Below are 13,052 nucleotides of genomic sequence, written 5' to 3' on the forward strand. Positions count from 1 at the left end.
ATCGCTGCAGTCCCAAAATGCAAAGAGCCGGCTCGAGCCGGCTCTTTTCACATCTGACTTTGCTTCGTTTACATCACCCGCCGGTGACGCTCATGTGCCGCGACACCGCCGGGCGGTTGTTGCGGTCGATGATGAAGTCGTGGCCTTTCGGCTTGCGCGAGATCGCCTCGTCGATCGCCGCCGAGAGAACGGCCGGATCGTCCGATGCGCGCAGCGCTGCCCGAAGATCGGCAGCGTCGTTCTGGCCGAGGCACATGTAGAGCGTGCCGGTGCAGGTCAGGCGGACGCGGTTGCAGCCTTCGCAGAAGTTATGCGTCATCGGCGTGATGAAGCCGACGCGGCCACCGGTTTCGGCGACCTCGACATAGCGGGCAGGGCCACCGGTCTTGTAGGGGATGTCGGTGAATGTGAACTGCTGTTCGAGATCGGCGCGCAGCTTCGACAGTGGCAGATAGCGGTCCGTGCGGTCTTCCTCGATCTCGCCCATCGGCATGGTCTCGATGACCGTCAGGTCCATTCCGCGGCCATGCGCAAAGCGCAGCATGTCGGCGATCTCGAATTCGTTGAAATCCTTGAGCGCGACCGCATTCAGCTTGATCTTCAAGCCCGCCTTTTGCGCCGCATCGATGCCTTCCATGACCTTGGAGAAGTCACCCCAGCGTGTGATGGTCTTGAACTTGTCGGGATCGAGCGTATCGAGCGAGACGTTGATGCGACGCACGCCGCAATCGTAGAGTTCCTGTGCATGGAGGGCGAGCTGGGAGCCGTTCGTCGTCAGCGTCAGCTCGTCGAGATTGCCCTCTTCGATGTGGCGACCGATCGAGCGGACCAGATACATGATGTTCTTGCGCACCAAAGGTTCGCCGCCGGTTAGCCGAAGCTTGCGGACGCCCTTTGCGACGAAGGCCGAACAGAGCCTGTCGAGCTCTTCCAGCGTCAGCAGGTCCTTTTTCGGCAGGAACGTCATGTTTTCCGCCATGCAATAGGTACAGCGAAAGTCGCAGCGATCCGTGACCGAGACACGCAGATAGGTCACCGCGCGACCAAACTTGTCGATCATCGGTGCGTTGGTCGCGGCAGGGCCGGCAGTCAGTGGCGGTATGACAAATGAATTCACGGGTAAATACTCCTGACGCCAGAACTTGGGTCCGATCCGGGGCAACGTCAAGGTTTGTACTCCTTAACGTGATGATGGACCGTTCACGGCGAACGGGCTTGCGAGGCATGAGCGAAGTCCATAATCGTGAGACATTCAAATTGGAAGAGAAACATGACTGACGTTCCCAACGACAGCTGGCCGACGGAATTGCGGGTTTCGCCGGACAAGAGAACACTGACTGTGCGCTTTGAAGACGGTGCATCTTACGCCCTGTCCGCCGAGATGATGCGCGTGCTCTCGCCTTCCGCAGAAGTTCAGGGCCACAGCCCGGACCAGAAGGTGACGGTACCGGGAAAGCGCCTTGTGGGCATACGCAACGTGGTCGCGACCGGCAATTATGCGGTCCGCATCGCGTTCGACGACGGCCATGACAGCGGTATCTTTACCTGGCGCTATCTGCGCGAGCTCGGGACCGAGGGCGACGCGCTTTTCCAGGGTTACGAAAATGATCTGGCGGCCAAGGGACTGAGCCGCGATAGTGTCACGCAGACGCGCTAAAGCGATTGCGAAAACAAAGGGGATTGTCGGGGTGGCAGCGGAATCAAATGCGGGCGATCTGGTTCAGGTCGTCGCGCTTCTCGGGGCAGCGGTTATTGCGGCACCCCTCTTCAAGAAGATCGGTCTCGGATCCGTGCTCGGCTACCTCGCCGCCGGTTTGGCGATCGGGCCTTTTGGACTGAAGCTTGTCTCGGATCCGCAGGCGATCCTGCACATTGCCGAACTCGGCGTCGTCATGTTCCTGTTCGTCATCGGCCTGGAAATGCAGCCATCGCGGCTTTGGAGCATGCGAAAGGATATTTTCGGGCTTGGCGCACTCCAGGTGTGCGCCTGTATTGTTTTGCTGATGGCTGTCGGGATCGGCTTCGGTTATCCGGCGCCTGTCGCCTTCGTCGCCGGCACCGGCTTCGTCCTGACCTCGACGGCAATCGTCATGCAGATGCTTCAGGAGCGCAACCATCTGCACACGCCGAAGGGCCAGCATATCGTTGCGATCCTGCTGTTTGAGGATCTCGCCATCGTGCCGCTGCTGGCTATCGTCGCCCTCCTGGCGGCGCAGGGCGAGGCCGTTTCCTTGACCGAGCGGCTGCAATCGGTCGGCATCGGGTTTGCGGCGCTTGCCGCACTCGTTCTTGCCGGGCGATTCCTCCTCAACCCGTTCTTCCGGCTGCTTGCCAATTCCGGTGCGCGGGAGGTGATGACCGCCGCGGCTCTGCTCGTCGTGCTCGGATCGGCGCTGCTGATGCAGTTTGCCGGTCTGTCGATGGCGATGGGGGCGTTTCTCGCCGGCGTTCTCTTGTCAGAATCATCCTTCCGGCACCAGCTTGAGGCCGATATCGAGCCGTTTCGCGGTATCCTGCTCGGTCTGTTCTTCCTCGGCGTCGGCATGGCGGTCGATCTGTCGGTGATTGCCGCCAACTGGCAGCATGTGCTTCTGGCCGTGATCGCCTACATGATCGTCAAGGGGCTGGTGATCTACGGGGTCGCAAGGCTGCTCGGCACGTCCCACGCCGAAGGTCTCGGACGTGCGATCCTGATGGCACAGGGCGGCGAATTCGCGTTCGTGCTCTACGCGGCGGCGGCCTCCGTCGGCATCTTGGATTCCGATACGAATGCCGTGCTGACGGCGACGATCGTTATCTCGATGGCAGTGACGCCGCTGGTCGTTGCGATCTACGTGCGCACCGCGCCGAAGCCGGAAGTGGATACAAGCGGTCTGGCCGAGCCAGAGAATATCGAAAATACGGTGCTGTTGATCGGCTTCGGGCGTTTTGGACAGATCGTCAGCCAGCCGGTTCTGGCGCGAGGCTATACGCTGTCGATCATCGACAGCAATGCGGAGTTTATCCGCGACATCGGTGATTTCGGCTTCAAGGTCTATTACGGCGACGGTGTCCGACCCGAGATCCTGCATGCAGCCGGTGCGGCGACGGCAAGGGCGATCCTGATCTGTGTGGACGATAAGGAAGCGGCGCTGAAGATCGCCGAGATCGTCAAGGAAGAGTTCCCGCTCGTTCCGGTTCTTGCCCGCGCTTATGACCGCGGCCATGCGATCGATCTGCTGAAGGCCGGCGTCGATTACCAGATCCGCGAAACCTACGATTCGGCGCTGAGCTTCGGAGGCGAGGTACTGCGCGCTCTGGGTGAGGCCGACGAGACGGCGCTTCAGATGGTCGAGGAGTTCCGTGAGATCGATCGCGAACGGTTTGCGCTGGAACAGGTCGGCGGCATCTATGCCGGCCGGTCGCTGATCAAGGGCAATGCGCAACCCGCAGACATCATCGCCGCAAAAACGGCGCGCGAACGGGAACGACGGGCGGCCGCACAGGACGCGGCGCAAGGGGCAGCAAGATGACGGTTATCACGACGGTCGACGAACTGAAGGCGATCTATGGCGACAGCAGCGAGGCATCGCTTGCCAAGGTGACCCGCTTCCTGACGGCTGAATATCGGCAGATGATCGAGGCGTCACCGTTCGTGGCGCTGGCAACCGTCGGGCCGGAAGGGATCGACTGCTCGCCGCGCGGCGATCTCGGCGGGGTGGTGCGGATCGAGGACGAGCGGACGCTGGCGCTTCCGGACTGGCGTGGCAATAACCGCATCGATTCGCTGATCAACATCGTTCGAGATCCGCGGGTCGCCCTGATGTTTCTCGTGCCGGGCTCGACGATGACGATGCGGATCAATGGTCGCGCGGTAGTGTCGGTGGAGCCCGGACTGCTCCAAAGCTTCGAGATGGACGGCAAGCACCCGCGCAGCGTGACGGTGATTGCTATCGACGAGGTCTATTTCCAATGCGCGCGGGCGCTGATGCGGTCAGAACTGTGGAACCCTGCGCGTTTTGTGGACCCGAGGACCCTTCCGACGCCCGGCACCTTGCTGAAGGCGGCAAAGGCCGACTTCGACAAGGAGACCTATGACCGCGACTGGGCGGACCGTGCCGCCAAGACGATGTGGTGAAGGCAGGCGCTCACTTCTTGTAGATCAGCCAGCTTTTGCTGACGTAATCCTTGGTCATGTTGTCTTCGTAGAAGATCGTCCGGTTTCGTCCGGAATTCTTGGCATGATAGAGGGCCGTGTCGGCGCGGGCGTAGAGATCGCCCGGATCGGCAGCCTGCGAGGCCATCGAGTATCCGAGCGAGATGGTGACTGGCCCATAGTTGATGCCTGAGCGGGAATTGCGGAAGGCGCGCGTTTCGAGAGCACGACGCACCCGCTCGCAGATGATCATGACCTCGTCGGGTGTGTTGCCCTGAACGATGATCGCAAACTCCTCGCCGCCTGTGCGTGCGACGAAGACTTCCTTGCGGACGTTCGAACGGATGACCGAGGCGACGGTCGACAGGATCTTGTCGCCGACCGGATGGCCGTAGCTGTCGTTGATCTTCTTGAAATTGTCGATGTCGGCAAGGACCAGCGCCGTCACGGGCAGGCTTGGCGCATGGTCGAAGATCGTTGCTAGGCGCTCGTCGAAGGCGCGTCGGTTGGAAAGCCGCGTCAAGGAATCGGTATTGGCGATCCGCTTGTACTCGTCGAGTTCGCGGCGGACCTGATCCATCTCCTGCGAGCGCTGCTCCATGTCACCGGCGGTCTTTTCGCCCTGCGCGATCTTGTCACCGGTGGCATCGTTGAGGAGGCTGACGGCGTTGCGGATCAGCTCGCTCGAAAAGCTGCTTTTGGCATTGATACGGACGGCGGTCTCGCCAAGAAGACGGCTGTAGCTTTCGAGCGACGCCTGTTCCTGACGCAACAGCTTCAAGACAGAGTCCAGCTCCGTCAAGATGCGGTCATGCGCCTTCTCGATGACATCGACCTGACCCGTTCCCAGATGCCGGGCAGAAAGGTCGTCGAGTTCCTCTTGCGTCGCGCGTGAGCCCAGCGCCGCAAGATCCTGTGCCAGCTCGGGGTTGGAGCCGATGTAAGCTTCATAGAATAGCTGATAATTACGCGGTATCGAAGCGACCCCCATCGCCCGAATTGCGTATATGACTTGACTGATCAAATCACTGGATTGCGCCTTCGGCGCCACACCCGTCGTCATCGACGACCCCCACTAGACCTCATCCACTGTGTGGATAAATTTATATGTGACGAATATTGGAAAACAATTAAGAGCAGTTTGTATTTGCGCAATTTTGTACGCGTTATTTTAATTATGATTCTATGTTATATTGCGTGAAAGTGCAAATCTTGGCTGAGCTTGCGATACGCGCCAAACATATGTTTCGGTCTAGCTCATTCCGGATGTAATCTTGACGACGGGGCCTATCGGTTGACCGACCCCGTCATCGCTCTAGCGACCGATTTACTTGGGGCCGATCATGTTTTCCGGACGGACATACTGATCGAACTCCTCGTTCGTCAGATAGCCACCGCCAACGGCTTCCTCACGCAGCGTGGTGCCATTCTTGTGCGCGGTCTTGGCGATCTTGGCGCAGGTGTCGTAGCCGAGCCTGGAATTCAGTGCGGTGACCAGCATCAGGGAGTTTTCGACGCCCTTGCGGATATTGTCTTCACGCGCTTCGATGCCGACGACACAGTTGTCGGTAAAGGAAACGGCAGCATCACCGAGCAGCTGAACCGACTGAAGGAAGTTGTAGGCCATCATCGGATTGTAGACGTTCAGCTCGAAATGCCCCTGGCTGCCGGCGAAGGTGAGGGCAGCATGGTTGCCGAAGATGTGGGCGCAGACCTGTGTGAGCGCTTCCGACTGCGTGGGGTTGACCTTGCCCGGCATGATCGACGAGCCCGGCTCGTTTTCCGGCAGCGACAGTTCGCCAAGGCCGGCACGCGGACCGGAGCCGAGGAAGCGGATGTCGTTGGCGATCTTGAACAGGGCGGCTGCTGCCGCATTGATCGCGCCGTGCGAAAACACCATCGAGTCGTGTGAGGCGAGCGCCTCGAACTTGTTCGGCGCCGTCACGAAGGGCAGGCCGGTGATCTTCGAGATTTCGTCGGCGACCTTTTCGGCAAAGCCGACCGGGGCGTTGAGGCCTGTGCCGACGGCAGTGCCGCCCTGCGCAAGCTTGGAGAGCGCCGGAAGCGTTAGTTCGATATTGGCGATGGCTGAGGCGACCTGCGCTGCATAGCCGGAAAATTCCTGGCCGAGTGTCAGCGGCGTCGCATCCTGCGTGTGGGTGCGGCCGATCTTGATGATGTTGGCGAAAGCCTTCACCTTGGCTTCCAGAGCCTCATGCAGATGCCTGAGCGCCGGCAGGAGATGGCGGACGATGGTTTCGACGCAGGCAATGTGCATGGCCGTCGGATAGGTGTCGTTCGACGACTGGCTCATGTTGACGTGGTCGTTCGGGTGCACCGGCTTCTTGGAGCCCATGACGCCACCGAGGACTTCGATCGCCCGGTTGGAGATCACTTCGTTGGCGTTCATGTTCGACTGCGTGCCGGAACCGGTCTGCCAGACGACCAGCGGAAAATGATCGTTGAGTTTGCCGTCGATCACTTCCTGGGCGGCATCGACGATCGCCTTGCCGACGTTCCGGTCAAGGCCTGCCAGTTCCATATTGGCGACGGCTGCGGCCTGCTTGACGATGCCGAGCGCACGGACCACGGCCAGCGGCTGCTTTTCCCAGCCGATCTTGAAGTTTCCGAGCGAACGTTGCGCCTGAGCGCCCCAGTAGCGGTCTGCGGCCACGTCGATCGGGCCAAAAGTATCGGTTTCGGTGCGCGTTGTGGTCATCGTGTCGCCTCTGTCTCCCATGCCCGCGAACGCGGGCGAACTATCGCGTGCCGGGCACGAAACCGGCGCCGGCATTACTATACCATTACCGGGTGACTTCAAGCGCAGCCGGGGTCGATTTGTGACCGTGTCCGCGTGCCATTTCGGTCACGCCGCGTGGAATTGTGCCCGATGGAACAAGGGTCGGCCAAATAAACTAGGTTACCCATTGGTGAAAATTTAACGAATAATTTCTTAATCTTCGCCGGCGTTCGCGTATGCTTTGCCGCTCAGATCCGGCTTTGTGTGCGCTCGGGCGTTTCTTTCCACAGGCCACGCGATCGGATAGATGGCGGGCTGCACGAATTGATCCCGCAGATTTGCAAGCGGGTGGAAATGACGGGGACAAAATTGCCGCAAGATACCAAAAAGACTTCGCTCGCTCTGGCTTTGGTTTCCGGAATTTCGGCCTTTGCCGTCCTGGCCGGCCCCGCCAACGCCCTGACCCTGATGGATTTCCTGAAAGGCGGCCCTGGCAAGAGCCGCGCCGCCGACAACGGCGTTCCGGGTGTGACGACTGTTGCTCCCACCGAAAAGGCGCTGGCCGATCCCGAGCCGCTGCCGAAGGTGTCCGGACCCCGCTACTATACGTATAAAGCTGATGCCAGCCGGGCCGTGACGACCGCAGGCTTTGCCGCGGCCTCAGCGACCGATGCGACCCGCCTGATCGCGCAGGCAAAGGTATCGGCCCCGTCTGCGATCGCGTCCGCACTCGAAGCATATTACAGCAAGAACGCAGCTCCGCTCTGGGTCTCCAGCGGCGATGTCAACGACCATGCGCGGGCGCTGATCAGCGTTCTGGAAAAGGCCGCCGACTTCGGTCTCGATCCCGCCGACTACGCGTTGAAGGTTCCGAACCTGACGACCGCCAGCGTCGCGCCGGCCGAAGCGCCGGTCGCGTCGGCTGAAGCCGAGGCCACTGTCGACCCCGCAACCCCCTCCGCCGCGGCGCCGGAAGCGGCAACCGCCACACCCGTCGCTGCCACGCCGGACACAGCTACCACCTTGGCTGAGACGCCTGCCGTAGCATCACCTGCCGCCGGTCCGGCCGAGGGTCACGACCGCGATCTGATGCAGTTCGAGCTTGCTCTGTCTGCCAAGGCATTGATGTTTGCGCAGGATATGACGCGCGGGCGTATCGATCCGAACAAGATCTCCGGATTCCACGACTTCAAGCTGAAGACCGTCGATCTGAATGGCGTCATGGCTTTCCTGGCGACAGGTCAGGAACCCGGCGCCTATCTTGCAGGCCTTGCTCCGCAGGATCGGCATTTCACGGCTTTGAAAGCCGAGCTTGTCAGGCTGCGTGCTGAAGCTGCGAGTGAAGCGACAGCCGTGAAGCTTCCGGACAATCTGCTCCTGAAGCCGGGCAACAGCAGCCCTGATCTGTCAGCTGTTGTGGCGGCGATCCAGCATTCGGGGTCCGATGCGCTGAAGACCAAGCACGAAGCGACGCTTGCGGGCTACCAGCAGACGCCGGAATACACGCCCGAGCTGGTCGATCTGGTCAAAAGTTTCCAGAGCGAAGCAGGCCTGAAGGCCGATGGCGTCATCGGTGCGGCGACCGTTCGCAAGATGGTCGGCCATACGTCGCAGGACAAGATCGAAAAGCTTGTGGTAGCCATGGAACAGGCGCGCTGGCTGCCGAGCGATCTCGGTCAGCGCTACGTGTTCATCAACCAGCCTGCATTCCGCGTTTACTACAACGAGAACGGCGCCGAGCAGTTCTCGATGCGCACAGTTGTGGGATCGAAGGCGCATCAGACGTTCTTCTTCCAGGACGAGATCGAGACGGTCGAGTTCAACCCATACTGGGGCGTGCCGCAGTCGATCATCGTCAACGAGATGCTGCCGAAGCTTCGCGCGGACCCGTCCTATCTCGATCGTCTCGGCTATGAAGTCGCGGTCAATGGCAAGGCGGTGCCGTCGCGCAGCGTCAACTGGTACACTTCGACCCAGAACGTCTCGGTCCGTCAGCCTCCGTCGAGCGACAATGCTCTCGGCGACCTGAAGATCCTGTTTCCGAACGCCCATGCGATCTACATGCATGACACGCCTTCGAAGAGCTTCTTCCAGCGTGACATGCGTGCGCTCAGCCATGGCTGCGTGAGACTCGCAGAACCGCGCAAGATGGCTGCGGCCGTCCTCGGCATTTCCGAGCAGGAGGTCGATGCTCGGATCGCCGGTGGTGAAAACGTTGCGGCCAAGGTAACCGCAAAGATCCCGGTCTACGTTTCCTACTTTACCGCATGGCCGAACAAGGACGGAAAGGTCGAGTATTTCGACGACGTCTACGATCGCGACGCGGCCGTGAGAAAGGCATTCGAGGCAACCACGAAGGCACGTTCGGCTTAAAGCTGAAAATCTTGACGTCCAATTGGAAACGGCGGCCTTCGAGCCGCCGTTTTCGTTCGTATCGACTTCAGATCATCTGCCGGATGACCTGGACGGTCAGATCGTCGAAGTGATCAATGACGATGTCAGCGTTGAGGTCCACGACCGGGACGTCGGAATAGCCGAAGCTGACGGCGATCGAACCAATCCTTGCATTTTGCGCGGCGAGGATGTCGTTGATGCTGTCGCCGATCATGATGCTGCATGCCGGGTCGGCGCCTGCCTTCTCGATCGTGCCGAGAATATGCCCGGCATCGGGTTTGCGGACCGCAAACGTGTCTCCGCCGGTGATGACGTCGAAACGCGAGGCAAGGCCAAGGCCGTGCATCAGCGGCAGCGCCAGTTCTTCCAGCTTGTTGGTGCAGACGGCAAGCCGGACACCTGCACATGCGAGGCGATCAAGACAGTCGATGACACCCGGATAGACCTTGCTCTTGCCCGGCATATTCGCCTTGTAATGCGCCATGAAGCGATCAAAAAGCCGCGCCGCCAGTTCGTCGTCGAGCGGCGTGTTGCGCAGGTGGAAGGCGCGGGCGATCATCATCCGCACGCCCTGGCCGACGAGATGGGTGATGTCCTCATAGGCGACAGGCTGCAAATCGGCCGCGGCAATCGTGTGATTGAGGCTATCGATGAGATCGGGCGCGGTATCAACGAGGGTACCATCCAGATCGAAGATGACGAGGGGAGTTTTCACGGGTGCCTCTTGGTTTCGATGAATGCCGGCTGGAATATCAACACAGAAAAAAGCAAGGCAGCGACTAACACGGATCCGGTGACGCCGCAAAACCTCAGCAAGCCTGTGTGCAAGACGTTAGGCTCTTTCGTTTGTCAAAAGAGCCGTGTAAACAGCGACCGCAGGAACATTCTGGAGCTTTTGGCGGATGGACGCCCGAGAAATGAAGGTCAAGGCGGCTGAGGCTGCGCTGGGATATGTCGAAGACGGAATGCGTCTTGGCATCGGCACAGGCTCGACTGCCGAAGAGTTCGTTCGTCTCCTGGCCGAAAAGGTGCATGGCGGCCTGAAGGTTCTCGGCGTGCCGACCTCGGAGCGGACCGCCCGCCTTTGCGTCGAACTCGGCGTTCCCCTCAAATCGCTCGACGAACTGCCGGAGCTCGATCTGACGATCGACGGCACCGACGAGGTGGACGGGAACCTGACCCTGATCAAGGGCGGCGGCGGGGCTTTGCTGCGTGAGAAGATCGTCGCGGCGGCGTCTGCTCAGGTGATCGTGATTGCCGACGAAAGCAAGGTCGTGGAAACCCTGGGCGCGTTTCCGCTGCCGATCGAGATCAATCCGTTTGGGATGGCCTCGACACGCATTGCCATCGAAAAGGCGGCCTCCAGGCTCGGCCTTTCCGGCGAACTGAAGCTGCGCCGCGGTGGCGAAGATGTGTTTCGCACCGACGGCGGGCACTATATTCTTGACGCATCTTTTGGCCGCATTCCTGATGCAGAGGCCTTGTCAGCTCAACTTCATCTCATTCCCGGCGTCGTCGAGCACGGGCTGTTCATTCACATCGCGTCCTTTGCGATCATCGCCGGCGAGGCTGGTGCGCGGACGTTGAAGGCGAAATAACCTTAGGAGCAATCAACCCATGATCAAATTCGCGGTTCTTGGCCGTGCTGCCGCCCTCGCAATTGTGATGTCCGGCGCCCTTTCCGTTTCTGCTCAGGCCCAGGAAATTCCTGAGGCCCATATGGCGGCTGCGCGCGATGCTATCGCTTCGCTCAACGTCACCGATCGGTTCGACAACATTCTGCCCAACATGGCCGAAGCGTTGAAGGGTCAGTTCATCCAGTCTTCGCCGAACTTCCAGGAACAGATCAACGCCATCGTCGACGAAGAGGCGCTGGCGCTTGCTCCGCGTCGTGCGGATCTCGAAAAGGAAGCCGCGACGATCTACGCCAAAAGCTTTTCCGTGGATGAGCTGAAGACGATCTCGACCTTCTTCACGACCGAAGCCGGCAAGAAGCTTTTGAACAACCAGCCGCTGGTTGCCCGCGAACTCGGACGTGCGGCTGAAATCTGGGCCAACGGCATTTCGCGCGACCTCAACACCCAGGCGACCGCTAAGCTGCGCGGCGTTATCGATGCCAACCCGATCAAGGCACCTGTCGTCGATACGCCGGCACCTGCGGCGGCTGGCGCCAAGCCGGCTCCGACGCCTGCTGCCAAGCCCTGATCGACTGATTCAAAAGACTTCTGAAAAGCCCGGAGAAATCCGGGCTTTTGTTTATGGCGGCTGCAGCATTATATGTGGCTGGCACCTATCTATGCCCCAAGCATCCCACCCATGTTCTTTCTTCAGGAGCCTGCCATGACCGCCTATGACTATGACCTGTTCGTGATCGGTGCAGGCTCTGGTGGCGTCAGGGCAGGGCGCGTTGCCGCGTCGCTCGGCAAGACGGTAGCCGTGGCCGAGGAATATCGGTTCGGCGGCACCTGCGTGATCCGCGGCTGCGTGCCGAAGAAGCTGCTCGTCTACGCGTCGCAGTTCTCGGAGCATTTCGAAGATGCTGTCGGCTTCGGCTGGACGGTCGGCGAAAGCAGCTTCGACTGGAAGAAGCTGATCGCTGCCAAGGATGCCGAAATCGCGAGGCTCGAGGCGATCTACAAGCGCAACCTCTCCAATAGCGGCGCCGAGGCGATCGAAGATCGGGCCGAGCTTGTCGATGCCCATACGGTGCGCCTGGTGAAATCCGGAAGAACCGTGACGGCGGACAAGATCGTGATTGCCACGGGCGGCACACCCAACCCGCATGTGGCCCTTCCCGGCTACGAGCTCTGCATCTCGTCCAACGAGGCTTTCGATCTGCCGGAACTGCCGAAATCGATCCTGATCGCCGGCGGCGGTTATATCGCGGTGGAATTCGCCAACATCTTTCATGGCCTCGGCGTCGAGGTGACGCTGATCTATCGCGGCCAGGAGATCCTGTCGCGGTTCGACCAGGACATGCGCCACGGACTCCGCAAGGCGATGGAAGACAAGGGGATGCGGGTCATTCTCACCGACGTGATCGCCGAGGTGACGAAATCTCCGGCCGGTCATCTCATCGCGTCGACCATGGGCGGCGAAACGCTTGCCGTTGATACGGTGATGCTGGCGCTCGGTCGTGATCCGAACACCGATGGTCTGGGACTTGAGGCTGCCGGTGTCGAGGTGGACGAGCTCGGTGCCATCGTCGTCGACGAGTATTCGCGCACCAATATCGAAAACATCTATGCGCTCGGCGATGTCACCAACCGGGTACAGCTGACGCCGGTCGCGATCCATGAGGCGATGTGCTTTATCGAGACCGCGTTCAGGAACAATCCGACCAAGCCGGATCACGAGCTGATTGCGACGGCGGTGTTCTCGCAGCCGGAAATCGGCACGGTCGGTCTTTCGGAAGAGGAAGCGGCCAAGCGCTATGCCGAGCTCGAAGTCTACCGCGCGGAATTCCGGCCGATGAAGGCAACGCTCTCAGGCCGGCAGGAAAAGACGATCATGAAGCTGATCGTCGATGCCGAGAGCCGCAAGGTGATCGGATCCCACATCCTCGGCCACGAGGCCGGAGAAATGGCGCAGCTGATCGGTATCTGCCTCAAGGCCGGGGTGACGAAGGACGATTTCGACCGCACAATGGCGGTGCATCCGACGGCTTCGGAGGAACTGGTGACCATGTACACGCCGAGCTACCGCATCAGGAATGGCGAGCGGGTCTGAGATCTGTTTGGACAAGAACGAATATAATTTAGCAATGTAAGATGTTTCGGCGTC

11 protein-coding genes are annotated in these 13,052 nt (G+C 60.3%); 7 read left to right on the forward strand and 4 right to left on the reverse strand.

The annotated features are described in order from the left end of the window. Positions 1-73 precede the first annotated feature (73 nt). Positions 74-1,060: a GTP 3',8-cyclase MoaA gene (gene moaA, locus ACQY1J_RS11515; protein WP_430251924.1), complete on the reverse strand. Its 987-nt coding sequence runs from the start codon at positions 1,058-1,060 to the stop codon at positions 74-76. Between the two features lie 210 nt (positions 1,061-1,270). Here moaA and ACQY1J_RS11520 point away from each other — a divergent pair, with 210 nt between their 5' ends. Genes ACQY1J_RS11520 through ACQY1J_RS11530 form a run of 3 tightly spaced genes read left to right on the forward strand, consistent with a single transcriptional unit; the run spans position 1,271 to position 4,117 of the window. Continuing rightward, complete coding sequence (locus ACQY1J_RS11520) at positions 1,271-1,657, forward strand: gamma-butyrobetaine hydroxylase-like domain-containing protein (RefSeq protein WP_113110589.1); 387 nt, start codon at positions 1,271-1,273, stop codon at positions 1,655-1,657. A 31-nt stretch (positions 1,658-1,688) separates the two neighbouring features. Continuing rightward, positions 1,689-3,512 carry a monovalent cation:proton antiporter-2 (CPA2) family protein gene (locus ACQY1J_RS11525; protein WP_430251519.1) on the forward strand — a complete coding sequence of 608 codons (1,824 nt, stop codon included), beginning with the start codon at positions 1,689-1,691 and terminating at the stop codon, positions 3,510-3,512. Continuing rightward, on the forward strand, positions 3,509-4,117 hold the full coding sequence (locus ACQY1J_RS11530) for a pyridoxamine 5'-phosphate oxidase family protein (RefSeq protein WP_430251521.1): 609 nt from the start codon (positions 3,509-3,511) through the stop codon (positions 4,115-4,117). Before ACQY1J_RS11525 ends, ACQY1J_RS11530 begins: the two co-directional genes overlap by 4 nt. Before the next feature lie 10 nt (positions 4,118-4,127). Here ACQY1J_RS11530 and ACQY1J_RS11535 read toward each other — a convergent pair whose 3' ends face one another. Next, positions 4,128-5,198 (reverse strand): GGDEF domain-containing protein, encoded by a 1,071-nt coding sequence (locus ACQY1J_RS11535; protein WP_062580889.1) that lies wholly within the window; start codon positions 5,196-5,198, stop codon positions 4,128-4,130. A gap of 264 nt (positions 5,199-5,462) precedes the next feature. Continuing rightward, positions 5,463-6,854 (reverse strand): class II fumarate hydratase, encoded by a 1,392-nt coding sequence (fumC, locus tag ACQY1J_RS11540; protein ID WP_430251522.1) that lies wholly within the window; start codon positions 6,852-6,854, stop codon positions 5,463-5,465. A 390-nt stretch (positions 6,855-7,244) separates the two neighbouring features. Between fumC and ACQY1J_RS11545 the strand changes: the two genes are divergently transcribed. After that, positions 7,245-9,248 (forward strand): L,D-transpeptidase family protein, encoded by a 2,004-nt coding sequence (locus ACQY1J_RS11545; RefSeq protein ID WP_430251524.1) that lies wholly within the window; start codon positions 7,245-7,247, stop codon positions 9,246-9,248. Positions 9,249-9,315: 67 nt separating this feature from the next. Here ACQY1J_RS11545 and ACQY1J_RS11550 read toward each other — a convergent pair whose 3' ends face one another. Further along, positions 9,316-9,984: an HAD family hydrolase gene (locus ACQY1J_RS11550; protein ID WP_092660805.1), complete on the reverse strand. Its 669-nt coding sequence runs from the start codon at positions 9,982-9,984 to the stop codon at positions 9,316-9,318. A gap of 187 nt (positions 9,985-10,171) precedes the next feature. Here ACQY1J_RS11550 and rpiA point away from each other — a divergent pair, with 187 nt between their 5' ends. The 3 genes from rpiA (at position 10,172) to gor (ending at position 12,998) form a co-directional block, all read left to right on the forward strand. After that, positions 10,172-10,867, forward strand: coding sequence for a ribose-5-phosphate isomerase RpiA (gene rpiA / locus ACQY1J_RS11555; RefSeq protein ID WP_062456553.1), 696 nt, complete (start codon positions 10,172-10,174; stop codon positions 10,865-10,867). A 19-nt stretch (positions 10,868-10,886) separates the two neighbouring features. Further along, positions 10,887-11,474 carry a DUF2059 domain-containing protein gene (locus tag ACQY1J_RS11560; RefSeq protein ID WP_184653280.1) on the forward strand — a complete coding sequence of 196 codons (588 nt, stop codon included), beginning with the start codon at positions 10,887-10,889 and terminating at the stop codon, positions 11,472-11,474. A 135-nt stretch (positions 11,475-11,609) separates the two neighbouring features. Continuing rightward, the gene (gor, locus tag ACQY1J_RS11565) at positions 11,610-12,998 is read left to right on the forward strand and encodes a glutathione-disulfide reductase (RefSeq protein ID WP_192086414.1); all 1,389 of its coding nucleotides are present in this window, start codon (positions 11,610-11,612) and stop codon (positions 12,996-12,998) included. The last annotated feature ends 54 nt before the right edge of the window (positions 12,999-13,052 follow it).

This window comes from Neorhizobium sp. DAR64860/K0K1 (assembly GCF_050500205.1).
Classification (GTDB): domain Bacteria; phylum Pseudomonadota; class Alphaproteobacteria; order Rhizobiales; family Rhizobiaceae; genus Neorhizobium; species Neorhizobium soli.

Coding starts and splice junctions, on each gene's coding strand:
- rpiA (WP_062456553.1), top strand. CDS start 10,172: ATGGACGCCCGAGAAATGAAGGTCAAGGCGGCTGAGGCTGCGCTGGGA.
- ACQY1J_RS11530 (WP_430251521.1), top strand. CDS start 3,509: ATGACGGTTATCACGACGGTCGACGAACTGAAGGCGATCTATGGCGAC.
- moaA (WP_430251924.1), bottom strand. CDS start 1,060: ATGATCGACAAGTTTGGTCGCGCGGTGACCTATCTGCGTGTCTCGGTC.
- gor (WP_192086414.1), top strand. CDS start 11,610: ATGACCGCCTATGACTATGACCTGTTCGTGATCGGTGCAGGCTCTGGT.
- ACQY1J_RS11520 (WP_113110589.1), top strand. CDS start 1,271: ATGACTGACGTTCCCAACGACAGCTGGCCGACGGAATTGCGGGTTTCG.
- ACQY1J_RS11535 (WP_062580889.1), bottom strand. CDS start 5,198: ATGACGACGGGTGTGGCGCCGAAGGCGCAATCCAGTGATTTGATCAGT.
- ACQY1J_RS11560 (WP_184653280.1), top strand. CDS start 10,887: ATGATCAAATTCGCGGTTCTTGGCCGTGCTGCCGCCCTCGCAATTGTG.
- fumC (WP_430251522.1), bottom strand. CDS start 6,854: ATGACCACAACGCGCACCGAAACCGATACTTTTGGCCCGATCGACGTG.